The 22,990-nt window shown below is 72.0% G+C and carries 23 protein-coding genes and 3 pseudogenes; 7 read left to right on the top strand and 19 right to left on the bottom strand.

Annotated features, from left to right (window positions below):
- Positions 1–26: 26 nt before the first annotated feature.
- Positions 27–188 (bottom strand): hypothetical protein, encoded by a 162-nt coding sequence (locus tag ABZ656_RS19440; protein WP_180361967.1) that lies wholly within the window; start codon positions 186–188, stop codon positions 27–29.
- A gap of 152 nt (positions 189–340) precedes the next feature.
- Here ABZ656_RS19440 and ABZ656_RS19435 point away from each other — a divergent pair, with 152 nt between their 5' ends.
- A complete protein-coding gene (locus ABZ656_RS19435) occupies positions 341–1,684 on the top strand; it encodes a helix-turn-helix domain-containing protein (RefSeq protein WP_360269436.1) in 1,344 nt (447 codons plus the stop codon).
- A gap of 365 nt (positions 1,685–2,049) precedes the next feature.
- On the opposite strand, the gene ABZ656_RS19430 is transcribed toward ABZ656_RS19435, so the two are convergent.
- The 7 genes from ABZ656_RS19430 to ABZ656_RS19400 all read right to left on the bottom strand — a co-directional run bounded on the left by ABZ656_RS19430 (position 2,050) and on the right by ABZ656_RS19400 (position 9,151).
- Complete coding sequence (locus ABZ656_RS19430; protein WP_101403599.1) at positions 2,050–2,574, bottom strand: GNAT family N-acetyltransferase; 525 nt, start codon at positions 2,572–2,574, stop codon at positions 2,050–2,052.
- 128 nt (positions 2,575–2,702) lie between these two features.
- On the bottom strand, positions 2,703–4,541 hold the full coding sequence (locus tag ABZ656_RS19425) for an alkyl sulfatase dimerization domain-containing protein (RefSeq protein WP_360269434.1): 1,839 nt from the start codon (positions 4,539–4,541) through the stop codon (positions 2,703–2,705).
- A 91-nt stretch (positions 4,542–4,632) separates the two neighbouring features.
- Positions 4,633–4,854, bottom strand: a complete 222-nt coding sequence (locus ABZ656_RS19420; RefSeq protein WP_101399314.1) for a hypothetical protein — start codon at positions 4,852–4,854, stop codon at positions 4,633–4,635.
- Positions 4,851–6,755: a transglycosylase domain-containing protein gene (locus ABZ656_RS19415; protein ID WP_360269432.1), complete on the bottom strand. Its 1,905-nt coding sequence runs from the start codon at positions 6,753–6,755 to the stop codon at positions 4,851–4,853. The genes ABZ656_RS19420 and ABZ656_RS19415 overlap by 4 nt, the downstream gene beginning before the upstream one ends.
- A 20-nt stretch (positions 6,756–6,775) precedes the next feature.
- Positions 6,776–7,477 carry a hypothetical protein gene (locus tag ABZ656_RS19410; protein WP_101399315.1) on the bottom strand — a complete coding sequence of 234 codons (702 nt, stop codon included), beginning with the start codon at positions 7,475–7,477 and terminating at the stop codon, positions 6,776–6,778.
- Entirely contained in the window at positions 7,474–8,124 is a 651-nt protein-coding gene (locus tag ABZ656_RS19405; protein WP_101399316.1) for a SigE family RNA polymerase sigma factor, read from the bottom strand. Before ABZ656_RS19405 ends, ABZ656_RS19410 begins: the two co-directional genes overlap by 4 nt.
- Before the next feature lie 88 nt (positions 8,125–8,212).
- On the bottom strand, positions 8,213–9,151 hold the full coding sequence (locus ABZ656_RS19400; RefSeq protein ID WP_101399317.1) for a L,D-transpeptidase: 939 nt from the start codon (positions 9,149–9,151) through the stop codon (positions 8,213–8,215).
- A 134-nt stretch (positions 9,152–9,285) separates the two neighbouring features.
- Here ABZ656_RS19400 and ABZ656_RS19395 point away from each other — a divergent pair.
- Positions 9,286–9,750: pseudogene (locus ABZ656_RS19395) on the top strand (SigE family RNA polymerase sigma factor); the annotation flags it as partial.
- Positions 9,751–9,886: 136 nt separating this feature from the next.
- Positions 9,887–10,666, top strand: a complete 780-nt coding sequence (locus ABZ656_RS19390; protein WP_360269429.1) for a L,D-transpeptidase — start codon at positions 9,887–9,889, stop codon at positions 10,664–10,666.
- 39 nt (positions 10,667–10,705) lie between these two features.
- On the opposite strand, the gene ABZ656_RS19385 is transcribed toward ABZ656_RS19390, so the two are convergent.
- Positions 10,706–11,668, bottom strand: coding sequence for a hypothetical protein (locus ABZ656_RS19385; protein ID WP_360269427.1), 963 nt, complete (start codon positions 11,666–11,668; stop codon positions 10,706–10,708).
- 433 nt (positions 11,669–12,101) lie between these two features.
- On the opposite strand from ABZ656_RS19385, the gene ABZ656_RS19380 reads away from it, so the two are divergent.
- Positions 12,102–12,305, top strand: coding sequence for a cold-shock protein (locus ABZ656_RS19380; RefSeq protein WP_010986199.1), 204 nt, complete (start codon positions 12,102–12,104; stop codon positions 12,303–12,305).
- A 247-nt stretch (positions 12,306–12,552) separates the two neighbouring features.
- Positions 12,553–12,831 (top strand): SCO5918 family protein, encoded by a 279-nt coding sequence (locus ABZ656_RS19375; RefSeq protein ID WP_101399318.1) that lies wholly within the window; start codon positions 12,553–12,555, stop codon positions 12,829–12,831.
- 36 nt (positions 12,832–12,867) lie between these two features.
- On the opposite strand, the gene ABZ656_RS19370 is transcribed toward ABZ656_RS19375, so the two are convergent.
- The 3 genes from ABZ656_RS19370 to ABZ656_RS19360 form a co-directional block, all read right to left on the bottom strand.
- Positions 12,868–13,734, bottom strand: coding sequence for a hypothetical protein (locus ABZ656_RS19370; RefSeq protein ID WP_360269424.1), 867 nt, complete (start codon positions 13,732–13,734; stop codon positions 12,868–12,870).
- 134 nt (positions 13,735–13,868) lie between these two features.
- Complete coding sequence (locus ABZ656_RS19365) at positions 13,869–14,291, bottom strand: ATP-binding protein (protein WP_248296837.1); 423 nt, start codon at positions 14,289–14,291, stop codon at positions 13,869–13,871.
- Between the two features lie 200 nt (positions 14,292–14,491).
- Positions 14,492–14,953 carry a cupin domain-containing protein gene (locus ABZ656_RS19360; protein ID WP_282190316.1) on the bottom strand — a complete coding sequence of 154 codons (462 nt, stop codon included), beginning with the start codon at positions 14,951–14,953 and terminating at the stop codon, positions 14,492–14,494.
- 69 nt (positions 14,954–15,022) lie between these two features.
- Between ABZ656_RS19360 and ABZ656_RS19355 the strand changes: the two genes are divergently transcribed.
- Entirely contained in the window at positions 15,023–16,033 is a 1,011-nt protein-coding gene (locus ABZ656_RS19355) for an FkbM family methyltransferase (RefSeq protein ID WP_101403603.1), read from the top strand.
- Positions 16,034–16,092: 59 nt separating this feature from the next.
- Here the strand turns inward: ABZ656_RS19355 and ABZ656_RS19350 are convergent, their stop codons facing one another.
- The 3 genes from ABZ656_RS19350 to modA are packed head-to-tail and all read right to left on the bottom strand — an operon-like array spanning position 16,093 to position 18,877.
- The gene (locus ABZ656_RS19350) at positions 16,093–17,178 is read right to left on the bottom strand and encodes an ABC transporter ATP-binding protein (RefSeq protein WP_360269421.1); all 1,086 of its coding nucleotides are present in this window, start codon (positions 17,176–17,178) and stop codon (positions 16,093–16,095) included.
- Positions 17,175–18,041 (bottom strand): molybdate ABC transporter permease subunit, encoded by an 867-nt coding sequence (gene modB, locus ABZ656_RS19345; protein ID WP_101399321.1) that lies wholly within the window; start codon positions 18,039–18,041, stop codon positions 17,175–17,177. Before modB ends, ABZ656_RS19350 begins: the two co-directional genes overlap by 4 nt.
- Positions 18,038–18,877 carry a molybdate ABC transporter substrate-binding protein gene (gene modA / locus ABZ656_RS19340; protein ID WP_360269419.1) on the bottom strand — a complete coding sequence of 280 codons (840 nt, stop codon included), beginning with the start codon at positions 18,875–18,877 and terminating at the stop codon, positions 18,038–18,040. The genes modB and modA overlap by 4 nt, the downstream gene beginning before the upstream one ends.
- Positions 18,878–19,049: 172 nt before the next feature.
- Here modA and ABZ656_RS19335 point away from each other — a divergent pair.
- Positions 19,050–19,469: pseudogene (locus tag ABZ656_RS19335) on the top strand (molybdopterin-dependent oxidoreductase); the annotation flags it as partial.
- Between the two features lie 28 nt (positions 19,470–19,497).
- Here the strand turns inward: ABZ656_RS19335 and ABZ656_RS19330 are convergent.
- The 4 genes and pseudogenes from ABZ656_RS19330 to ABZ656_RS19315 form a co-directional block, all read right to left on the bottom strand.
- A complete protein-coding gene (locus tag ABZ656_RS19330; RefSeq protein ID WP_101399329.1) occupies positions 19,498–19,893 on the bottom strand; it encodes a helix-turn-helix transcriptional regulator in 396 nt (131 codons plus the stop codon).
- A gap of 55 nt (positions 19,894–19,948) precedes the next feature.
- Positions 19,949–20,368: an XRE family transcriptional regulator gene (locus ABZ656_RS19325; RefSeq protein WP_101399331.1), complete on the bottom strand. Its 420-nt coding sequence runs from the start codon at positions 20,366–20,368 to the stop codon at positions 19,949–19,951.
- 399 nt (positions 20,369–20,767) lie between these two features.
- A complete protein-coding gene (locus ABZ656_RS19320) occupies positions 20,768–21,475 on the bottom strand; it encodes an RES domain-containing protein (RefSeq protein ID WP_360269416.1) in 708 nt (235 codons plus the stop codon).
- Between the two features lie 358 nt (positions 21,476–21,833).
- Positions 21,834–22,990 (bottom strand): annotated as a pseudogene (locus tag ABZ656_RS19315) (benzoate transporter); the annotation flags it as partial.

Below are 22,990 nucleotides of genomic sequence, written 5' to 3'. Positions count from 1 at the left end.
GGGGGAGTTCCCGTCGGCGGCCGGTCTTACCGCATGGCCACCGCGTGGCCGGTGTGGTTCTGGGAGTGCGGGGTGGTGGCTTCGGCCGCCCGGGCGGGGCCGGCGTTCGCTGCCAGGACCAGGGCGGCGACGGCGACGACGGCGGCACCGAAACCTCTGAAGTAGCGCGCGGAAATACGTCGGAGCATGGCGACCTCGCAACAACAGCGGCGTATTAAGCAGGCTTAATCCGCCGCTTAACGTAGGGGTTCGAAGCATCAAAGGGCAAGGGGCGCAAGGGGAGTTGGACAATAGTCAAAAGTTGGCCGAGTGTAAGTCGGGTTAATGGCATGCTTAATCCATGGCGGAGCGTGACGGCCCGGAGGTCATCGGGCGCAGGGTTCAGCAGTTGCGTACGGAACGCGGGCTGACGCAGAAGCAGTTGGCGGAACCGGCGTACACGCCCGCGTACATCTCCACCCTGGAGGCCGGGCGGGTGCGGGCCTCCGAGCCCGCGCTGCGGCACATCGCCGAGCGGCTCGGGGTGGCGTACGAGGAGATCGCGACCGGGCGTCCCGCCCACCTCGCAACCGACCTGCGGCTGCGGCTCACCGACGCCCAGCGCACGCTCGCCACCGGCGAGGCGGAGGTCGCGGCGGAGCAGTACGCCGCGCTCCTCGCGGAGTCGGACGCGCACGGGCTCGTCGCCGAGCAGGCCGCGGCGCTGCTCGGGCTCGGCGAATGCGCCCTGGAGACCGGGGACCTCCAGACCGCGCGGGAACGTTTCGAGGCCTCGGAACAGCGCCTCGGCGACGCGCCCCTCCCGAACCGGGTGCCCGCCCTGCGCGGCCGGGCCGTGTCCCACTACCTCGCCGGTGAACTCCGCTACGCCTGCTATCTGTTCGAGTCCACCCTCGACGAGCTCAACCGCACCGGGATGCACGACCCGGACGCACTGCTGCTCCTCTACACGGGCGTCATCGCCCCGTACATGGACATGGGCGCCCATGCGCGGGCCGCCCAGGCCGCGGAGTTCGCGCTCGCCCTGGCGCCCCAGGTGGCTGATCCGGCCCTCGTCGCCCGGATGCACCGCTCCGTCGCCCGCACGATGATCGCCGAGGGCCGGGTCGCCGAGGCCGACGCCTCCCTCGCCAAGGCCTCCGAGCTCTACCGGCAGCTCCAGATCCGTACCGAGCTCGCCAACTGTCACTGGATGCGTGGCTACTTGTACGTCCAGAACGGGGAACTGGAACGGGCGGAGGGCGAGTTGCGGGAGGCGCAGGCGATGCTCTCCGCGAAGCGCGCCGCCCTGTACACGAGCCAGGTCAACGTGGAGCTCGCGGACGTACTGCACCGGCGCGGGAAGTCGGCCGAGGCCGCCGTCCTCCTCCACGAGGTGCTCGGTGACCTCAGTCCCGAGCGCGGTGCCGTGCACTCGGCCGGTGCGCACCGACTGCTCGGCATCATCGCCGAGGACGCCCGGGACACGGAGTCCGCCGAGGAGCACTACGTGCGGGCGCTGAGTCTTCTTGAGCGGGCGGGGGCGGCGGGGGATCTCGCCGACCTGTGCCGGCTCCTCGGGGACCTGTTGCGCCGTACGGGGCGGGTCGAGGCGGCGCTCGACGCCTACCGCACGGGTCTTGGCCACCGGACGGCCCCCGGCACCACCACCCTGGGCCCGGCCCCGGCCCAGCCCCCGCTGTAACGGACCCGCTCGCGCAGTTAGTTCCCCCGGCCCAGCCCCCGCTGTAATGGACCCGCTCGCGCAGTTAGTTTCCCGCGCCCCCGGGGGGATTCCTCGGCCGCGGGCCGGTGGGGGCTGCTCGCGCAGTTCCTCACGCCCCCAAAAGCCTCGCCCCGTCCGGCGCTTGAGGACAAGGCCGAAGGCCGCACCCCACCCACCCCGGCCCGCGCCATTCAGCCCGTCCGGCGTTTGAGGACGAGGCCGTTCAGACCGACAGGGGGTCTGGGGGCGCAGCCCCCTGGGATGATGAGGGTCCCCCCTGTTCGAGCGAAGCCGAGAGCTTGGGGGAGGGTAGGGGCGGCGGGGGCGAGGAAGCCGGAGAACCCCTACGCGCGGCGGTAGTGCGCGGACCCCCCGACAGGTGCCTCGGAGGCGGATATCTCGGAGGCGGGGATCTCGAAGATGGTTTCGAGGCCGTCCTCCTCGTCCCACTGCTCGCCGACCTCCGTGAAGCCGAACCCGGCGATCGTGGCCAGGGACGCGGCGTTGTCCGGGCTGATCGTCACCCGTATGGTCCGGACCCGGGCATCGGCGGCGGCCCGGCGCATCAAGGCGGCCAGGATCGCCCGTGCGTAGCCCCGGCGGCGGTGGCCGGGGTCCACGGAGTAACCGATCTCCACCATGCCCGCCTCGTCCGGCGGCCCGTGGAACCCGGCGTGGCCGACGACCGTACCCTCCGGTTCGGCGACCACGACCTTGGCCAGCCATCCCGCGCACTCGGGGCGCGAGGCCAGCTGGTTCAGCCGGTAGCGCCAGAGCCAGCGCGCGCTGTCGCTGAGGAAGTACTCGGTGAGTTCGGCCCCCACCTCGGCACCGGCCCGGTCGAGGTCGGAGTCCAGCAGGGCTGTCATGGCCGTGCTCGACAGCTCGACGAACCGCACCGACTTGTCTCTTGCAGCGTTGTCTGTCACAGCGGGGATCCTCACCGGGGGGAACCGGACCTGTCGAACGGTTTTCCCCGTACGCCCTCCCGGGGCCTTTACGGCGTCACGATCGGGAACGCCTTGTCCGGCTCGGAGACGTACGAGAGCAGCCGGGCCAGCACGGTGGTGTCGCCGTCCGACTCGATGCCCGCGAGGCCCCGGCCCGTCACGACCCCGAGCAGTTCCGGGCGGGTGAGGGTCAGGGTCAGGTCCGCGTGGGGCTTCGGGGTGTGGTGGACCGGCATGGCGCGGTGCGTGAGGGCGCCGTTGTGGAGGTTGACTCGATGGCGGCGCTGCTCGTCGATGACGACGAGGTCGAGGGTGAGGTGTTCGTTCCAGGCGCGGGGGCCCTCGATCCGCACGGCGAGCGAGTCGAGGAGCATGCTCACGGTGAGCGCGGACGTCAGTTCGGGGCTCGTGGTGTCGACGGGGATGTCGGCGGTGCCCGCGCGCAGTTCCAGGGCGGCCGTGAGGTAGGCGTTGCGCCAGGTCCCGTTCTCCGCGCCGTACCCGAGCCGTTCGTAGACGCCCGCGAGGGTGTCCTTCGCGGCGTTGTTCGACGGGTCGGCGAACACCAGGTGGTTGAGGAGGGTGGCGGCGAACCGCAGGTCGCCGGCGTCGATGTACGCCCGCGCCTTGACCAGGGTCTCCGTCTGGCCGCCCGCCAACTCCACGTACCGCCGCCCGAGTTCGACCGGCGGATGCTCCCAGAGGTGGGCGGGGTTGCCGTCGTACCAGCCCATGTACCGCTGGTAGACGGCCTTGACGTTGTGGCTGACCGAGCCGTAGTAGCCGCGGGCGTGCCAGGCCCTCTCCAGGGCGGGCGGCAGCAGCAGTTCCTCGGCGATCTCGGTGCCGGTCAGGCCCCGGTTGAGCATGCGGAGGGTCTGGTCGTGCAGGTAGGCGTACAGGTCCCGCTGTTCGCCGAGGAACCTGACGACGTTCGCCCGGCCCCAGATCGGCCAGTGGTGGGAGGCGAACGCCACGTCGTAGGTGTCACCGAACACGTCGATCGTCTCGTCGAGATAGCGGGCCCACACGTGCGCGTCGCGGACCGGGGCCCCGCGCAGGGTGAGCACGTTGTGCAGGGTGTGGCTGGCGTTCTCGGCCACGCACAGGGCGCGCTGCTCGGGGAGCAGGAAGTTCATCTCGGCGGGCGCCTCGGTCCCGGGCGTGAGCTGGAAGACGAACCGCACGCCGTCGACGGTCTCCTCCTGCCCCGTCCGGGTGATGTCCACGTTCGGGGCGATGAGCGTGACGGTGCCGGTGGAGGTGATGGTGCCGAGCCCGGTACCGATCTGGCCGCGCGGCGCCCTCGGCAGCCGGGAGCCGTACATGAACGCCGACCGGCGCAGCATCGCGTTGCCCGCGAAGACGCTCTCGCTGACCGCGTGTTCCAGGAATCCCTCGGGCGCGAGAACGGGCAGCCCGCTCTCGCTGCCGTGCGCCACCACTCCGCGGGCGCCGCCGAAGTGGTCGACGTGGGAATGGGTGTAGACGAGCCCGGTCACCGGCCGTGCACCCCGGTGCTCGTGGTAGAGCCCGAGGGCCGCCGCGGCGCACTCCGCCGAGATCAGCGGGTCGATCACGATCACACCGTGCTTGCCCTCGACGAGGGTCATGTTCGAGAGATCGAGGCCGCGCACCTGGTACACACCCTCGGTGACCTCGTACAGGCCGTGGCGCGCGCACAACTGTGACTGCCGCCACAGGCTGGGGTGCGCGGTGTCGGGGCACTCCTCGTCCAGGAACGCGTACGCGTTCCCGTCGTAGACGATCTGTGCCTCGCTGTCGGTGATCACGGGCGGGTCCAACGCCGCGATGAACCCCCGATCGGCGTTCTCGAAGTCCGTGAGATCGTCGAAGGGAAGGTCATCACGCGCCGGGACGGTCATACGTCCAGCCTCTGCCGACGAGCGGTGAGCGGCTAGTGGAGTGGGCCGTTCGTGACGTGCGCGGTCGCGAGGTGTGGGCTCGTGACGTGCGTCAGAGCCGGTCCATCCGGGTGTAGGGGCTGAGGATGCGGGCCTGGCGGGAACCGAAGTCGACGAGCATGGCGATGCCCTCTTCGACGCCGATGATCGTGCCCAGGCCGAACTGGTCGTGGGAGACCCGGTCTCCGAGGCTGAATTCCTTGGCCACGGGGACGACCGGGGCGGCGAAGGGGCTGGTGGGCAGGTGGCGCCGGGGCGCGGAGGGTTTCGTCATCGTGTAGCCAGTATGGGCTTTGTTTGGCCGGTTGGAAGCCCCGGATTTGGTTCCGCAGCCGGATCGTGGCCTTCGGTGGCGCCGACGATCTTGGACCAGACGCCCGCGGAGACGGACAGCGAACGGTTCCCCGCCGTGTACGGGAGGGGTGCGGGCAGGGCCGCCTTCTTGCCCTTGGCCGGGTGTTCCGCGAAGAGAGCGACGGTGAGGGTGAGGTGTTCGTCGTAGGTCGTCTGCCAGAGCGTGCGCAGGCCCGCGGCGCCGGTGTGGGTGGCCGGGAGCGCGTCCGGCCGGCCGTACAGGAACTTGGTGATCATCCCCGCGTCGGCGCGTGTCATGGCCGTACGGGTGCGGGGGTGGGCCTCGTAGAGGGTGCGGCCCGCGCGGGTGATCTTCGCGACCGTGTACGGCGTGGCGTAGACGCCGTGCGCCGCCGCCGTGGCGTACGCGGAGGCGAGCCGGAGCGGGGTCGGGGCCGCGGTGCGGATGAGGTCCGTGAGGGGGGCGAGCAGCCTCATGCCGGAGAACGGCTGGAGCGCGGTGCCCGCCTCCACCGCTCCGTCCCGCGCGTCGTTGAAGGGCTGACTGGCGTAGTCCGCCCCGCCGTACAGCACGCGGACCGCGCCGTCGCCGGGGACCAGCGCGACCACGGCCGTGTGGACCCGGACGTCCCCGGCCGGTTTCACCCCGGTCCTCTTCCCCCCGCCTGCCTTCTCCTCGGCCGTCTTCTCCCCGGTCCTCTTGTCGGCGCCGTCGGCCGCCAGCTCCGCCGTCGCGTCCTGCGCCGTCAGGTCGAAGGTCGTACGGACCGTGTAGCCACCGCGGGCGAGCTGGTCCTCGGTGATGCCGAGCCGGTCGGCGGCCTCCGAGGCGGCCGCGTCGATGAGGTACTGGCGCTGGCCGTCCGTGTCGCCCGGCGGATAGAAACGGAAGGCCGGGAAACGGGCCGCGGCCCGCTGCGCGGACGTGATCGCGCCGCTGTGCGCCATCGCGTCCAGCACCCACTCCCAGCGGTCCACCAGCTTGGCCGTCACCTTCGGGTCGGAGCCGGCCTTCTCGTAGTACGAGGGAATGTTGATGACGGACGCGAGCGCCGCGCCCTGGCTCACCGTGAGGTCCTTGGCGTCGACGCCGAAGTAGTTCCGGGCGGCGGACTGGATGCCGGCCGCGCCCCGGCCGAAGTACACCGTGTTGAGGTAGCCCTGCAGGATCTCGTCCTTCGAACGGGTGCGGTCCAGCTTGATCGAGATCAAGGCCTCGCGCGCCTTGCGGGACAGCGACTGCTGCGGGCTGAGCAGGGCGTTCTTCACGTACTGCTGGGTGATCGTGGAGCCGCCCTGCCGGCCGCCGCCGCTCACCGTCGACCAGGCCGCCCGGGCGATCGCCTTCGGGGAGATCCCGGTGTCCGTGCGGAAGGACCGGTTCTCCGCCGCGATCACCGCCTCCTGCACATACCGGGGGACCTGCGAGAGCGGGATCTCCTGCCGGTCCACGGGGCCGCGCCGGCCCAGGTAGTCGCCGTGGTCGTCGACGAAGACCGTGCTCTGCATGGCCGTCTCCGGGTGCGGCTCGGGGATCTTCGTCAGGTGGTACGCCACCACGGCCGCGCCGACGAGGTTCGCGAGGAGCGCGAGCAGCACGACGATCGCGCGGCGCAGCCGGCGCCCGCGGGTGCGACGGATACGGATCCGCCGCTCGACGAGCCTGCGGCGCAGGCCCGCCATGAGCCGGCCGCGCCCACCGGCGCTGTGTCGCCCGCGGCCGGGGCTGCCGCCGCTGCCGTGGTCATCGGGGGTCACGGCGACGTCGGTGCCGCCGTCCGTGTCCACGGCGTCCACGGCGTCCACGGCGTTTACGGCGTCCACGGCGTTCACGCCGTTCACGGCGTTCACGGCGTTCACGGCGTCCACGTTCACGCCGTTCACAGGCCGGCCCCCGTGCTCGCTGTCACCCCGCCCGCCGAGTCGTACACCGTGACTCTCCTGGTCACATCGACGGGCCTGCCGGGGGCGACCGGCTTCGGTGCGCTCACCATCGCGTACCAGACTCCCCAGTGCGGGCCGCCCGCGAGGGTGAGGGCCGTGCCGGCGACCTGGCCCTCGGTGGTCTCGATCTCGACCCGTGCCGCCTCGCGCTTGCCGCGGTAGACGCCGGAGAGGAAGTACCCCCAGTCTCCCGCGCCCTCCTGCTGGACGGTGACGCCGGGCTCGTCGGCGCCCTCCTTCACACTGCTGAACAGCGGCCCGGAGTCGGCGGGCGAGGACCAGTGCGCGCCGTCCTCGGTGAGCCAGATCTTGATGCCGTGCGCGACCTCGACCCGTTCGCCGGCGGTCACGACCCGCACCGTGGCCATGGGCAGACCGGAGGGGGATGTCACCCGCCCGTCGCCCGTTTCCGGGGACACGGCCTCGCGCAGGGCGACCACGGCCAGCGGGACCACCAGCAGCGCGCACGCGGACCCCGCCGCCACGGCCGTACGCCGCCGCCTGCGCTGCCGCCCCGCGCGCTCGATGGCGGCCAGCGGCACGGCCGAGGGGGTGACGTCGTAGGCGGCTTCGGCGAACACCTCGCGCAGCGGCTCGGACTCGGCCGACGGGCGCGGGAACTTGCGGTGACGTTTCATGAGCGGGCTCCGGAGACGGGGTGTCGGCGGGCGGGGGGCGGGGCGACGGAAGGGGCGGCGAGGCGGGCGGCGAGGGAGGGATGGGCGCGCAGGGCCGCCAGACCGCGCCGGGCGTGCGCCTTGACCGTGCCGGCCGAGCAGCCGAGCAGCTGCGCGATCTCGGCCTCGCCCAGTCCCTCCCAGTGGCGCAGCACCATCACGGCCCGCCGCCGCGCGGGCAGCGCGGCCAGCGCCCGGCCGAGCGCGTCCCGCCGGCCGACGGCCTCCGTGGGAACCGGTACGGCCCGGCGCGCCCGCTCGGGCAGGAACGGCGTCAGCAGACGGGCGGCGCGTCCTCTCCGCGTGCGGCCGAGGTGGGTTCTGACCAGGGAGCGCCGTACGTAGAAGTCGACGTCGTCGCGCGGGATGCGCCGCCAGCGGGCACGGACCCGGGCCAGCGTGGTCCGGACGAGATCCTCGGCCTCGTGGAGGTCGCCGGTGAGCAGATGCGCGGTGCGGACCAGACGGGGCCAGGCCGCGGTGGCGTACGGGGCGAACTCGCCGTTCCCGGCAGACGCGCCGGGAGTTTCGGAGGCGGCGTGCGAGGCGGCACGCGAGGTGGCACGGGAAGCGGCGTCGGAGGAGGTGTGGGAGGAGGTGTGAGGCACGGCCTGCGGTCCCTCGGAGTCGGGTACGTGGGGGTGGGGGCGGACGGGGTAGCCGGGACCTGAACACCCGGCTCCCCCGCCCGCACGCTCACTTCAGCGCGCTGCCGGCCCGCCACTGGGCCCAGTCCGCGTTCCAGTCGCCGTAGCCGTTGCCCACGGCCACCGTGTCCTTGGAGCCGACGACGGTGACGACGTCGCCGGGGATGACCTCGTCGTAGAACTTCTTGGCGGTGCCGTCCGTCGCGAGTCCGACGCAGCCGTGGGTGACGTTCTGGTGCCCGGCGTACGTATTGGCCTTCGGGTTCTGGTGGAGGTAGGTCCCGGAGGTGGTGAGGTGGACGGCGTAGTAGTAATAGTCCGCGTAGGCGTCGCCGTAGCCGACGGTCTGCGAGTTCATGAAGACCTTGGTCGCCTTGTCGGAGACGACCATCGTGCCGTTCCAGGTGTCCATGCCCGGGGCGCCCGCGGTGATGGGCACATTCCGGGTCTGCCCGTCCTTGACGACCTTCATCATGTGCGTGCGCACGTCGACCGTGGCGACGAGCGAACGGCCCACGGTGAAGTGCCGGGTGATGCCCGAGCCCGCCCGGACGGTGACCTCGGTGCCCGGGCTCCAGTACGCGCGGGGCCGGAAGTCCACCCGCTGCCCTTCCAGCAGATCGCGGTCCTTCACCCAGCTCCAGGAGCCCTCGACATCGGCGTCGACCTTCAACTGCCGCTCCACCTGCGCACGTTCACCGGTCGGTATCGCGTGGTCGAAGGTGACGGATATCGGCATGCCGACGCCCACGGTCTGACCGTCGGCGATGTTGATGTGCGCGCCGGTCAGCTTCGCGAGGGGCTTGGCCTTGACGGGCTGGGTGGTCGGCTTCTGACCGGCCGCCGTGTTCGGCTTCGCCGCCGTGTCCACCTCGGTGCCCGCGCTCCCCGTCACCGCCCCCTTCGAGCAGCCCGCGAGCGCGAGCGCGCACACGGCGGCCGCCGTCCAACCGGCCGCGATACGACGGCTCCTGGCTCTCCTGGTCATCCTGATCCCCCTGCGGTGTGTTTCGATGTGCGGCGTACGGGACCTGTACGCACGGCACGGACCGCCGGGTTGCACGGGGCAGGGGAAATTCCGAAGTCTTCGGCGGGGGCACGACCGAGGAAGAGACGGGGGGCATGACCGAGGAAGAGTTCGACGCGTTCTACGCCGCCGCGTTCCCCCGGCTGACCGGTCAGCTGTACGCGTTCACCGGGGACCACGGCGAGGCGCAGGACGTCGTCCAGGAGGCGTTCGTCCGCGCCTGGGACCGGCGGCGGGATTTCCTCGCCGAAGGGGCGCCGGAGGCGTGGATACGGACCGTGGCGATGCGGCTCGCGGTGAGCCGCTGGCGCCGCGCGCGCCGCTGGCTGGAACTCGTCCGCCGCACCCCGCCGCCCGAGCACACGCCGGGCCCCGATCCCGAGCGCACCGCGCTGGTCGCCGCGTTGCGCACACTGCCCGAGGCACAGCGGATGGCGCTGGTCCTGCACCATCTGTGCGACCTCAGTGTCGAGCAGGTAGCCTCCGAAACCGGTGCCCCCGTGGGCACGGTCAAGGCCCGGCTGTCCCGCGGCCGGGCGGCGCTGGCGCAGACGCTGGCGACGGCGGACGAGTGGGAGACCGCCGACAGGGGCAAGAAGAGCGCGGACAGGGGGAAGCCGTCCGCGGGTTCCGCGGACTCGCCGCGCTCCGCGCGCTCGCTGTATCCGACGGACGAGGGGAAGAGGGAGGACGACCGTGTCCGATGAACTCGCCTCCGGCCTGCGCGAGTTGGCCCAGGACGCCGAAACTCTCCCGTCGGTGTCCGGCGCCGAGATCCGGCTGCGGGCCGTACGCCGCAGGCGCCGGCGTTTTCGATGGACCGCCGTGACCGTCGCCGGTGCCTGCGCCGCCGCGAGCCTGGCCCTGGTCATGGCCCTGAACCTGACCGGCGGCGACCGCGAGGACCGCCCCTCCCCGGCCGCGAGCCCCACCGCCCCGCCCAGCACCCCCTCCCCGGCAGCGCCCGACGCCACCGTCGACCTCTCGCGGCGCATGCTGACGGTCGCGGGCCGCGAGCTGCCGATCTCCTCCGGTTCCGTCCGCTACCCGACGGCCACGGGACGGATGACGGTCGTCACCAAGGACAGCGTCAGGGCGCTGTCCTTGTTCGCGGGCAAGTACATGGAGAAAGTGGCCTGGGTGATCGGTCTGCGTGCCGCCGACGGGACGACGAACTTCGTCGGAACCCTCACGGGCGAGGAGAAGGCTCCCGGGAACTACGACGTCACGACCGGCTGGATCGGCCTGCGCCGCGCGGACGCGGTGTGGCTGTACAAGGAGTTGGCGCCGGGCGCGGTGGTCGAGATCAGGCGCGCGACCACCCCGACCCCGGCGGCGGACCTGTCGCCGTCGGCGACCGAGGGGACGGTCCTGCCGGGCGGCACCGGCGGCGCCGCGGCCCATCCCGGTCGGACCGCCGCCACGCCCGTGCCGTCACTGCCCACAGCGCCGTCGGTGACGGCGGTCCTTCCCTAGGTGTGACTCGCCGCCGCGAGGCCTTCCGGTCCTCGGGGGTCAGCCCTCCTGGGCGGTGTTGTCGGTGTTGTCGGTGTTGTCGGTGTCGGCGGTGTCGGCCGTGGTGTTTTCGGTGTCGGCGGGGCTCTCGGTGAGGGGTTCGGTGGGCGTGTCGGTGAGGGGGCCGGCCGACGGGGTGGTGGGGACGGCCGGCGCGGTGGTGGGGACGGCCGGCGCGGTGGCCGGGGGGCGCCCCGCCAGGACGTCCTGGAGCCGCTGCGTACCGACCTGGACGGCCTGCTGTGTGGAGTCCTGCGCCGCCCCGCCGAGCCCGCCGTTGGTGAGGGAGACCGCCCGGTCCCCGACCCGCACGGCGGCGAAGTCCAGCGTCAGCATCGACGCCCCGCCGGAACCGTCACCACTGTCGCCGGACGACGCACCGCTCATCGTCAGCCGCAGCCCCTCCCGCGCATCGCCCACCCCGGGCAACACCGTCGGCACGACCGTCACATTGAGCCGTCCACCCCGCACGTCCGTGGACGTGAACTGCGCGCACTTCGCGGGCAGCGTCCGCAGCCAGGCCAGCTTGGCGTCCACCTCCGATGGAGCGGCGTACGCGGCGACCTGGTAGCGCAGCTGCGCCGCGTTGCCGCTCTCGTCGAGGCCCACGACGGCCCGGGCCCCCGTCGGCTCGCCCAGCAGATCCTCGGCGTACAGACCGTCGAGCAGTCGCTGACAGTCCGGTGTGTCCGTCCTGGTTTTGAGGAGACCGTCCCGCCAGGTCGCCCCGCCCTGCGTCGCGGACCAGCGACCGCCCAGCTCGCCCTGGGTGATCAGCGCGGCCGAGGCCTGGGCGTCGGTGAGGGAGGGGGTGGCGGAGCCGGCGGGCGGTACGACGGACGGCGCGTCCGCGGGCCTCAGGACGCCGTGCAACGAGCACGCGGACGCCGACACCAGGAGGCCCGCGGTCAGGGCGCGGACGAGGAGACGGTACGGACCGGTAGGACCGTTCGGAACCTGCATGGCGGAGGCCTCCTGGGGGCGGACGCGCGAGTGTCCCTCCCACGCCACCACCGGGCCCGGCGGCCCACCAGCCGTACCGGGCCGTCCGGGTGAGCGGCCCGGCCGATCACCCCGCCACTGCCCGCGGGACCGCCTCGGCGAGGTCCTGCGGGCACATATCTGTCATGGCCGTGGTAGAAAATGAGCCGCCGTCCGGGCGGTTTTTTTATTCCCCGGGGTGGGGTGAGATAGTGCGCCGCCCTTCGGGAGCTGCACGTGCTAGTGTCGATATCAGTTGCAGTTGTGGTTCCCAAAGTCTTGGAGCGTACTTTCCGGTCCGTACCGGTCGGTCGCTTCTGAATTATCCGGGAGTTTTTCCGGATGGGGCAATCATTGCGGCGACGCGGACCCGCACAGTGTGGGTCCTCGAGCTTTGCCCCGAAGGAGATTTGACATGGCTACTGGCACCGTGAAGTGGTTCAACGCGGAAAAGGGCTTCGGCTTCATCGAGCAGGACGGCGGCGGCGCCGACGTCTTCGCCCACTACTCGAACATCGCCACCCAGGGCTTCCGTGAGCTCCAGGAAGGCCAGAAGGTGACCTTCGACGTCACGCAGGGCCAGAAGGGCCCGCAGGCGGAGAACATCGTCCCCGCCTAGTCCGGGACCTGCTGACGCCTGACTTCTGAGTCGGCCGACGCTTACAGGTGGCCGGGACCTGCACCATGAGGTGCGGGCCCCGGCCACCTGCTTTTTTTCTTCCGTCCGGGTCCGTCGCCGGTTCACCACCGGCCGTTCCCGGTTGTTCCGGATTGAATTTCCGGCGAATTTTCTGGCCGCTGTGCCCACTTTCCGGTCTGCCGTGCCCACCTTCCGGCGCCGTGAAACTTCATCCCGCGGAGACACCATGCGTTGTGTGATCGCCCGTTTCCCCTTCGACCTCATCAAGAGTGAGGTCGAGCACTCGATGGCGGGCCGCGAGCCCGAACCCGTCACCAGCGCGTCCGTGGTCATCGGCCCGCACACCTACCCCGTCAAGCAGGTCGGGGAGGTCATCACCAAGCAGGACCGCCGCGACTTCACCGAGGTCGAGGTCGCCCGCGCGCTCACCCGTCTGGGCTTCGTCTGCCGCCCGGCCGTCACCCCGGCCCGCTCCGCCGTTCCCAGCTGGGCCGAGACCGTGTAACACCCCGTCCGGCCCGGCATCCCCCGCTTTTTCTCCTCAGCCCTTCAGCCATGGGGCGCCGGGGACGTCCGTCCGCACCCTCGTCGCCACGAAGTCCACCGTCGCGTAGTGGCCCGGCGACATCCGGGCCGTGACGCGGCGGAGATTGCCGTCGGTGTCGATCCAGTAGGTCAGGGTGGAGTCGTCGACGGGGCTCGCGGAGGCGCTCGGGCCAGGGCGCGGGCCGGAGAAGACACCGTAACCGTGGCCGTCCAGACGTTCGTCGCGCAGCCACAACGGACCTGAACGGGCGAGGAGTTCCGCGTTGTCGGGCCTGTCCGCGGCCACGGACAGCACCAGGCGCAGGGCTCGGTCCAGGGGCGCCGTGGAGTAGGGGCGGCGGGTCCACTCCTCGCGCTTGAGGGTGCCGGCCCTGCGGACGGCCTGCGCGGCGGTCGTCACGATGTCCGGGGCGGGGGTCCTGGCCGTCGTCCGGCCGGCCTCGGCGCCGCGCGCGGCAGCCGGCGGCCGGGCCACGGCGAGACCCTCCAGGTCCCAGGCGAGCAGGCCCTGCACGGTCCGGGTGTCGTCGACGATCTCGTACGCGCCCACGGCCCGGCGCACATGGTGGTCGACCACCGCACGCACCGTGATCGTCCCGTCCCCCGTCTCCGCCGCGGGCAGCCGGACCGTCACCTCCGAAGGACTCGCCTCGTAGGCGCGGAACCGGGCCAGTGCCATGCGCTGGGCCTCGTCCGCCGAGACCGGGTGCGGGGACGCGTCTCCGTTGCCGGAGAGCAGGAGCAGGAGGGCGGTCAGGGCGCCCGCCAGCGCCGTCGTGGCCGCGACCACCGTCACCCAGATCTTCTTGCGCGGCGTGCGCGGCGTGCGCGGCTCGCGCGGCGGTTGCGGCTCGTGGGGCATGTGGGGCCCACTGGGCACGTGGGGCTCGTCAGGAGAGAAGCGCATGCTTGTCTCTACCTGTGGGCGGGCGCTCCACCGGTCGACTCCGCTGGACGGTCCGCCCCGCGTCACCCTCCCGGGTGAGGCGGGCGGGGCTACACCGCCAGGATCGCCCGCACGGTCTTGCCGCCGACGCCCGTGTTGACGACTTCCAGGCGGTGGGCGAGCTGCTGGACCATCGCGAGGCCGCGGCCGCTTTCGGCGTCGGTGTCCACCAGGCCGACCCGGGGGCGGCCGGGGCTGTCGTCATGGACCTCGACGGTCACCTCGCCGCCGTGTCCCAGCTGGAGCCGCAGCCGGCAGCCGGTACGGCCGTGCCGGACGGCGTTGGCGACGAGCTCCGAAGCGATGAGCGTGGCGTCGTCGACCTGGTCGGCGGTCGGCGCCGCCGTCCGCGGACGTGGACGGGTCAGGAACGCCGAGGTCAACCTGCGGGCCCTGCCTGCCGAAACGGCCGCGCGCGGCAGTGTGTACTCCACGCGGGCGGTCAGTCGGACGGCGCGCTGCTGCGCACGCATGACAACCTCACTTCCCCTCCCAGGACAACCGGTACCCGGCGACCGGACCCCCGCCGGCCGGGACCCGCGCCAAACGGTGCGCGGCCGGTCCTGCCTTCGGGTGATGCCCGCCCCCGGCGATCGGCAACCAGGGGCGGAGGTCACAAAGCCGCCAAGGATGTACAGAGTTGCTGGTGGTTCACGGCAAGGCTGCCGTCGGTTCACGGCCCGTTGCCGAGGAGGCGGAAGTCCGCGTAGTCGAAGCCGGGGGCCACCACGCAGCTGACCAGGACCTCTTGGTCGCCGGCCGGGCGGGCGGACTGCCAGACGTGGCCGGGGACCAGGGCCTGCGGGCGTTCGCCGCTTTCCAGGGCGGGGCCCAGACGCAGGACCGTCGGCTCCCCGTCCGGGGCTTCGCCGTCGCCGCCGAGGAGGAGGTCGAGGGGGCCGCCGCGGTGCCACAGCCACAGTTCGTCGGAGCGGACCGTGTGCCAGGCGCTGGTCTCCCCGGGGGACAGGAGGAAGTAGATGGCGGTGGCGGCGGCCCGGGGACCCGGGTAGCCGTCGGGGTGGAAGTCCCGCGCCGCCCTCCATGTCTCCACGAACCAGCCGCCCTCGGGATGCCTCCGCATGCCCAGTGCGGCGGCCGTCGCCGGTTTCTCCGGATCGGTGCTTGTGTTCACTCGCCGTCCTTCCGCTCGAAAGTTCTCCGACCACTCCCGTGTCTCACAGGAGTCTGAAAGGGTGTGGAGATGCCGACCCTTTACAGAAGAATGCTCGGTCTGCTGCCCCGGATCGGGGTGCGGGTTCTTGATCTCGGTTCGGGTGCGGCGGTGGTCTACCGGCGCGGCGAACGCACTCGCGTCCCCCTGGGACGCGCCGCCGATCTGATCGCCCGCGGCAGCGGACAGTACGTGGTCACACCGGTGGGCGCGGAGGCGAAGGCGGACATGTGGGTGGTCGCCCGTGAGCCTTCGTCGCCGGGTGACGTGTGGGGCAGTGTCTCCTTCGGTGAGTCCGGTGGGCGGCTGCTGGTCGACGAGACGGCCTCGGCGGCCGACGAACGCCGTTTCCAGCTTGCCGCCGCCGAGTATCTGTGTACCCAGCACGTTACTGCCCTGCTGGAGAAGTACCAGGTCAACTGCGTCTTCGACGTGGGCGCCAACTCCGGCCAGTACGGGCGGCGGCTGCGCAAGCTCGGCTACACCGGCCGGATCGTCTCCTTCGAACCCACCAAGGACGCCTTCGAGAAGCTGGAGCGCGCCGCCAAGAAGGACGACGACTGGTGGGTGTACAACGTCGGGCTCGGCCGTGAGGACTCCGCCCAGTCCATCCACGTGGGCTGGAACACCATGAACTCCCTTCTCCCGCCCAGCGACTACGGCAAGGACCGCTACCTCCGGTTCGCGAAGACCAACACCGAGGAGATCGAGATCCGGCGCCTCGACGGGATGCTGGAGAAGGCGCTCGACGGCATCGCCGACCCCCGGCCGTATCTGAAGATGGACACCCAGGGCTACGACCTGGAGGTGTTCGCGGGGGCCGGGGAGCGGATCGCGGACTTCGTGGGCATGCAGTCGGAGGTCGCGGCCCTGCGGCTCTACGAGGGCAGCCCCCGGATGAGCGAGTCGATCGCCACGTACGAGGGCAGCGGGTTCGAGATCTCGGGGATGTACCCGGTGACGCGTGAGGAGAGCACCGGCCGGGTCGTCGAGTTCGACTGCGTGATGGTCCGCGCGGACGCGGTACCCGAGGCGGAGTGACCCGAAGGATTGACCGGAAGGAGTGGCCGGAAGGAGTGATCCCTCCTGGTCACTCCTCGTCAGGCCGGATACGCGTGGGTCTGGGCGGCCTTCACCGTCGCCCAGACCGGCGCCCCGGTGTGCAGGTCGAGCTCGGCCGCGGCGACCGTCGTCAGGTCCGCGGCGAGCGCGAGCTCTCCGGTGAGGTCCGCGCGGATCTGGTCGCCGTGCGTCTCCAGGCCCGCGACCTCGCACCGCCACATGTTGCGCGCGCTGGAACCGGTCGGACGGTCGCGGTACAGCGTGACGGCGCTGGGCGGGAACGCCACGAAGACGGGACCGGCCAGATTCTCGGTCGTGGTGATCGCCGGACCCTCGTCCAGTCGTACGGTGTGGCCCTCGGCCGCGCCCCGGTAGAGGTTGAGGCCGACGAGCTGGGCGATGTAGTCCGTGCGCGGATGGCGGGCGATGTCCGACGGCGTCCCCTCCTGGACCACCCGGCCGTGCTCGACGACCACCAGCCGGTCGGCGAGCACCATCGCGTCCAGCGGGTCGTGCGTCACGAGTACGGCGACGGCCTCGAAGTCGCTCAGGTGGCGCCGGAGTTGGGAGCGCACGTCGAGGCGGGTGCGGGCGTCGAGCGCGGCGAGCGGCTCGTCCAGCAGGAGCAGCCGGGGGTGGGTGGCCAGCGCGCGGGCGAGCGCGACGCGCTGTGCCTGTCCGCCGGACAGCCGGCGCGGCTTGGCGGCCGCGTGCCCGGCCAGCCCCATCCTGTCCAGCCATTCGGCGGCCCGCTCCCGCGCCGCCGCTTTCGGTACACCCTGGCAGCGCGGCCCGAACGCCACGTTGTCCAGGGCGGACAGGTGCGGGAAGAGCAGATAGTCCTGGAAGACGACGCCGACCGGGCGGGCCTCGGGCGGCGTGCGCCCCAGGTCCGCGCCGTCCAGCCGGATCCGGCCGCCGTCGGACAACGGTGTGAGCCCCGCCAGCGCCCGCAGCGCGGTGCTCTTGCCCGCCCCGTTCGGCCCGAGCAGCGCGACGACGTCACTGGGCGCGGCGGTCAGGGCGATGTCGAGACGGAAGGCGTCGCGGTGGACGACCAGATGGGCGTCGAGGCCCTTGTCGGAGGCGGGGGGCTTGCCCGGGGGGAGCGTCGGGTCCGTCATGACGGCGCCGCCGTCCAGCGGTCCCTGAGGCCCGCCAGGACCGCGATCGACACCGCCAGCAGGACCAGGCTGAGGGCGATCGCGGCGGCAGGGTCGTTCTGGAGGGCCAGGTAGACGGCGAGCGGCATGGTCTGGGTGCGGCCGGGGAAGTTGCCGGCGAAGGTGATCGTCGCCCCGAACTCGCCCAGGGCGCGCGCCCACGCCAGTACGGCACCGGCGGCGATCCCGGGCGCGATCAACGGCAGGGTGACCCGGCGGAACGCGGTGAACCGGGAGGCGCCGAGTGTCGCGGCTGCCTCCTCGTAGCGCGGATCGGCCGCCCGGAGCGTGCCTTCCACGCTGATGACCAGGAACGGCATCGCCACGAACGCCTCCGCGACCACGACGCCCGCCGTGGTGAACGGCAGCGTGATCCCGAACCACGAGTCCAGCCACTGCCCGACGACGCCGTTGCGCCCGAGCGCCAGCAGCAGCGCCACACCGCCCACCACCGGAGGCAGCACGAGGGGCAGCGTCACCAGGGCCCGCACGAAGCCCCGGCCGGGGAAGTCCGTACGGGCGAGGAGCCAGGCCAGTGGCACGCCCAGCACCAGGCTCACCCCGGTCGCCGCCGTGGCGCAGACCAGGGACAGCTGGAGCGCCTGCCAGACCGCCGTACTGGTCAGCTGGTTCGGGAGGTCCCGCCAGGGGGCCCGCACGAGCAGGGCGATCAGGGGGAGCAGGAGGAAGGCCAGGCCGACCAGGGCGGGGAGGAGGAGGGGGAGCGGGACCCCGGCCGCCCGGCCGCCCGTCCGGACGCGCCGGCGCCGCGGCCCAACGGTGAGGGTGTCGGCCGCGGCGTCGGAGGCGTCCAGCCCGATCACGGCTGCAGGAATCCCGCGGCGGTGAGCACCTTCTGGCCCTCGGCGGACTGCACGAGCGCGATGAACGCCTTCGCCGCCTCCGTGTTGGGCGCGTCCTTGAGCAGCGCGATCGGATAGTCGTTGATGGCCTTGGCCGACTCGGGGAACGCCACGCCCTCCACCTTGTCACCCGCCGCCTTCACATCGGTCTTGTAGACGACGGCGGCGTCGGCCTCCTTCAGCTCCACCTTCGTCAGGGCGCTCTTGACGTCCTGTTCGTAGGAGGCCGGGGTGAGCTTCAGCTTGCTCGCGTCCAGTGCCTTCTGCGCGGCGGCGCCGCACGGCACCGTCTTGTCGCAGAGCACGACCTTGAGGCCGGACTTGGTGAGGTCCTTCAGGGAGGCGACCTTGTCGGGGTTGCCGGGCAGGGTCGCGATCTCCAGCTGGTTGCGCACGAAGGTCGCGGGCGTGGTCGCGGCGTCCTTCTTGTCCGTCACGATCGCCATCGTCTTGGGGCTGGCCGCGGCGAACACGTCGGCCGGGGCGCCCCCGGTGATGCTGGCGGCGAGCGTGTCGCTGCCGCCGAAGTTGAAGGTGATTTTCGTGCCGGGGTTGGCCTTCTCGAACTCCTTGCCCAGGGCCGTGAAGCTCTCCTTGAGCGAAGCGGCGGCGAACACGGTCACCGTGCCGGAGAGCTTCGGCGAGGAGGAGGCCGAGGTGTCCGACTTCGGGGAGGAGCTGGAGGAGGAGTCGGAGTCGGAGGACGAGCAGGCGCTCAGGGTCAGCAGCGCGGCGGCACCGACGCCCGCCACGCGCAGAGTGCGGGTGCGGGTCCGGCGCGCGGATCGGGTCGTCACGGGTCTACTCCCTCAGAAGCCTCAGGCATGCCTACGCCGATCATACTTCCGCAGATGCAAGCCGGAAGTCTCCTGTCGCATCGCATGAGCCGCACAATCGTTGCCAGGGTCTGGGTATGTGCGTTTGTACGGGACCGTCTCCTGGGTACGGACATTCGGGAGGTGGTGCCCAGTGGGCCAGTCCCTGACTCAGCCGCCCGCTCACTCGCTCGCGTCGGTCGCCCTGACCGGAGACCTCGCCCGCCCGGTCCGGCTGACCGTGCCCGAGCTGCTGGCCTGGCCCCAGCACCGGGCCCGGGTCAGCTTCGAGTGCGCCACCAGCGGCGTACAGCACCACCGCTTCGAGGGGCCCCTGCTGCACGACGTCCTGCACGACGCCGGACCGGGATTCGACCCCGCCCGCCGCAAGGACCGGTTGCGCTTCCTCATCGCGGTGGCCGGGGCGGACGGCCATCACGCGCTCCTCACCTGGGCCGAGATCGACCCGGACTTCGCACACGCCCCGGTCCTCCTCGCGGTCGGCATCGACGACACCCCGCTGGACCGGGCGGGCCCCCAGCTCGTACTGCCCCAGGACCGCTGCGGCGCTCGCGACGGGGCGAACGTTGCCTGTTGCGGCACTAGACCCGGTCGATGTGCACGTTCGTCGACTTCACGCGGGCGGTGGCCTCCATGCCGACCTCGAGGCCGAGTTCCTCGACGGCCTCCCGGGTCAGCAGGGAGACCAGCCGGTGCGGTCCGGCCTGGATCTCCACCTGGGCGGCCACATCGCCGAGCTTCACGGCGGTGACGATGCCCGGGAACGCGTTGCGCACAGAGGTGTAGGAGGCGTCCTCCTCACCGCTGCCGCCCTTGGCGAGCTCGACGGAGAACGCGGCCAGATCCCGCCCGTCGATCAGCCGCCGCCCGCCCTCGTCCCGGTGCGTCGCCACCCGCCCGGCGTCCGCCCACCGTCGTGCGGTGTCCGGGCTCACGCCGAGCAGCCGGGCCGCCTGACCGATGGTGTAGGACTGCATGTGCGCCAAGATAGGCGCGAGATCCTTGCATATGCAAGCAAGCCCGTGGGGTGCGTCAGAGATCGCCCTTGACGTACGAACGGGCCGCCGCCATGACGTCCTTGTGCCGGTCCTCTGCGATGGCCTGCAGCGGTGAGTCGTCCTCCAGCTGCGGATTCATGCCGATCATCCAGGCGCGTGCCGTGTGGCAGTTCTCCTGGAGCTCGATGATCTGGAAGACCTGGTAGGCCGCCCGCAGGCGCAGCTCGGAGTCGATTCTCGGGCTGTTCTGGGCGCTGGACCACTTGCCGACCTGCTTCGGGTCCTCGATACCGGCGATGAACGCGGTGAGTTTCTGCCCGAAGTTGTCCTGGAGGAAGCGCGCTATGTCGGCGATCGACTTCTGGACCGTGTTGGCGTGCGCGGTGGTCTCGGTGACCGTGTCGGTGACGCTCGTGGTGACCGTCTTGGCCGCGGACTCTCGCAGTGGCTGCATGATTCCTCGCTTCGTGGCGGTCATGAAACGGGTAAGACGCGGAATGGCGCGAGGGGTGACAGACGGGGTGTCAACATGGCGTCTCCTCAGTTGTGTTGAGGGAAGTCTACCCGTCCGAGGGTCTCTCACTCCACCACTTTCCCCCCTTCAATCCCCTGTGAAATCCCACCTCGAAAATGGCGTGAGGGGTTTGACCAGGGGTTTTCTCCGGTGCTGTCGATGGGTGCGGGACGGAGCACCGCTCGATCGGGCGACGCGGGTGCGGCCGAACGCCCGGGGGCGGGCGCCGTGCGGCGGACCCGAAAGCCCCGTCCAGGAGATCCGCGAGCCCCGTTCAGGAGATCCGCGAGCCCGTCCAGGAGATCCGCGAGCCCCGTTCAGGAGATCCGCGAGCCCCGTTCAGAAGACACGCAGGCCGTACTCCGCCGCGACCGCGCGCAGTTCGGGGGACTCCGGCTGGATGGGGCGCCGCTCGGCCTCGACGAGATCGACGTCGTGGAAGATGGCCCAGCAGGTGCGCCCGCCGTATCCGGAGCGGTAGGCGATGCCCTGGGCCAGCCGGTGGCCGGCGTCGTTGCGCTGGGCGACCGTCCAGGCCGCGATCTGCCGGGCGAGCCTGCGGTCGCGCCCGTGGATGTGCAGGTCGGTGAGCGGAGGCTCGATGTCCCACGCCGTCAGCTCGCCCCGGAGTTCGCGCGCGAGGACGGCCCGGGTGGCCTCGGCGTCGACGTCGAGGAACTGGGCGTCCTTGGCGGGTTCGAGCCGGACCAGGATGTGGTCCTCGCGCCAGCCCGAGGCCAGGTGGCCGAGCCTCATGTGGCTGGGCCGCTCGTCCCACTCGTGGCCGATGAGCCCGCGCAGCTTGGGATGGACGCGGAAGGGTGCGAGCGCCTCGGCGTAACAGCCGGCCGGATCGCTGGCGCAGTACAGCATTCCGTAGGTGGCGAGGCTGAAGCGGCCCGCGCTGGAGCCCTGGCTGGTCTCGGGTTCGAGCCGGTTGTACTCCTTGGGGTGGTCCCTCTTGCCCAGCCGCCACACTCCGCGTTCCGGAGCGAGGACGAGGGACGGTAAGTGGGCTGTGGTCACCGCCGAAGGGCTGTTGTTCATCCTGGTCCTCGCTGCTGAGCCGATGGTCCGCGGCCGCTGCCGCACTGCCGGGGCGCCGCCCGGCGCGCCGAGGGGCCCGGGGCTCGGGTGGCCCGCGCGGCCCGCGTGCCGTGCGGAAGGTGCCGCGCGGTCCGCACGAGGCGCGTGATCCCTGTGTCCCGCAGGTTTCCGTGCCCGTACGTTCCCGTAGCCGTACGTTCCCCTCGCCCGCATGTTCCGCGGGAACATGCGGGCGATCATTCTCCCGTGGCGCGCGCCCCAGGATGCCCGCTTCCACGCCGTGGCGGGGGCGCGAGAGGGGGGCGCTGGGGCATACGGGAGGCGCACGCGCACATTCGGCGGCCCTGCGGGCGCCGGATCAGCGCCCCTCCACTCGAACATCGAACACACATACGCCGGCGACTCCCGCCGCGAGGAGGACGGGGTGCTCGGGGCGCGGGCCGCCCGGCTGCCGGGCGTCGAGGATGCCGAGCGGGCTGCCCGTCACGATCCGCAGCAGGTGCGAGCCGGTGTCGATGTCCCACAGGTGGATGGTTCCGCCGGGACCCGTCGCCGCGAGGCAGGGGCGGCCGGTCGCGGTCCGGAAGAACGCCAGCGCGGCCACCGGCCCGTCGCCGATGTCCAGCCGCCGCCCGACCGGCCGCCCGGTGCCGGGATCCCAGAGCCGGATCGTGCCGTCCTCCCCGCCGGACGCGACGAGGACGGCACGGTCCGGGTCGTCGACGGACACGGCGGCGACGGCGTTGACGACACGCTGCTCGCAGTGGAGCGGCGCCCCCGCGGGCCGCAGCGTGGCCGGATCCCAGAGCCGTACGGTCCCGTCGGTGCCCGCGGAGACGATCCGCGGACCCTGTGCCGTGTCGAGCACGGCGACGTCCCGGACGCTGAGCAGATGGTCCTCCCGGCAGGCCAGCACACACGCCCGGTCGAGGTCCCAGAGACGTACGGTGCCGTCGGCGCCCCCGGTGACCAGCAGGGTCCGCCCTTCGTGCGGGAAGGCGGCCATCGACCGTACCGGCAGGCTGTGGCCGAGGAGTCCGGCCAGCCGTGCGGGAGCGGCGTGGGCTCCCCGGTCCAGGGACCACAGCTGGACCCCGGCGTCGCTGTGCGCGGTCACCAGCAGGGGCTCGCCCCGGACGAGCGCCGAGGCGAAGGCGGTCACCGTGGCGTGGCCCGCCGGCAGGGCGGCCGAGCGGCCGGTCCCGGTGTCCCACAGCGCCGTACCGGACTCGTCGGCCACCGCGATCAGCGGCGCCCCGGCGGTGGACCCCGGACCGGACAGCGCCGCCGCGGTGACGGGCCGTCGGACCGCGCGCCCGGCGCCGACGCCCGGGCCGCCCGGCTTCCAGCGCCGCAGGGTGTGGTCCGCGCCGGCCGAGACGAGGAGCTCCTGCGGGGTGCCCGGCAGCGTGGTCAGAGCCACCGGAGGAGCGGTGTGCCCCTCCAGAGCGCCGCCGATCGCCGCGCCCGTACGCGCGTCCCAGACCCGCAGGGTGTGGTCGCTGCCCCCGGACG

Origin of the sequence: Streptomyces sp. NPDC007095 (assembly GCF_040634475.1) — a bacterium.
Taxonomy (GTDB): domain Bacteria; phylum Actinomycetota; class Actinomycetes; order Streptomycetales; family Streptomycetaceae; genus Streptomyces.
This window is presented reverse-complemented; position numbering and strand designations above follow the sequence as displayed.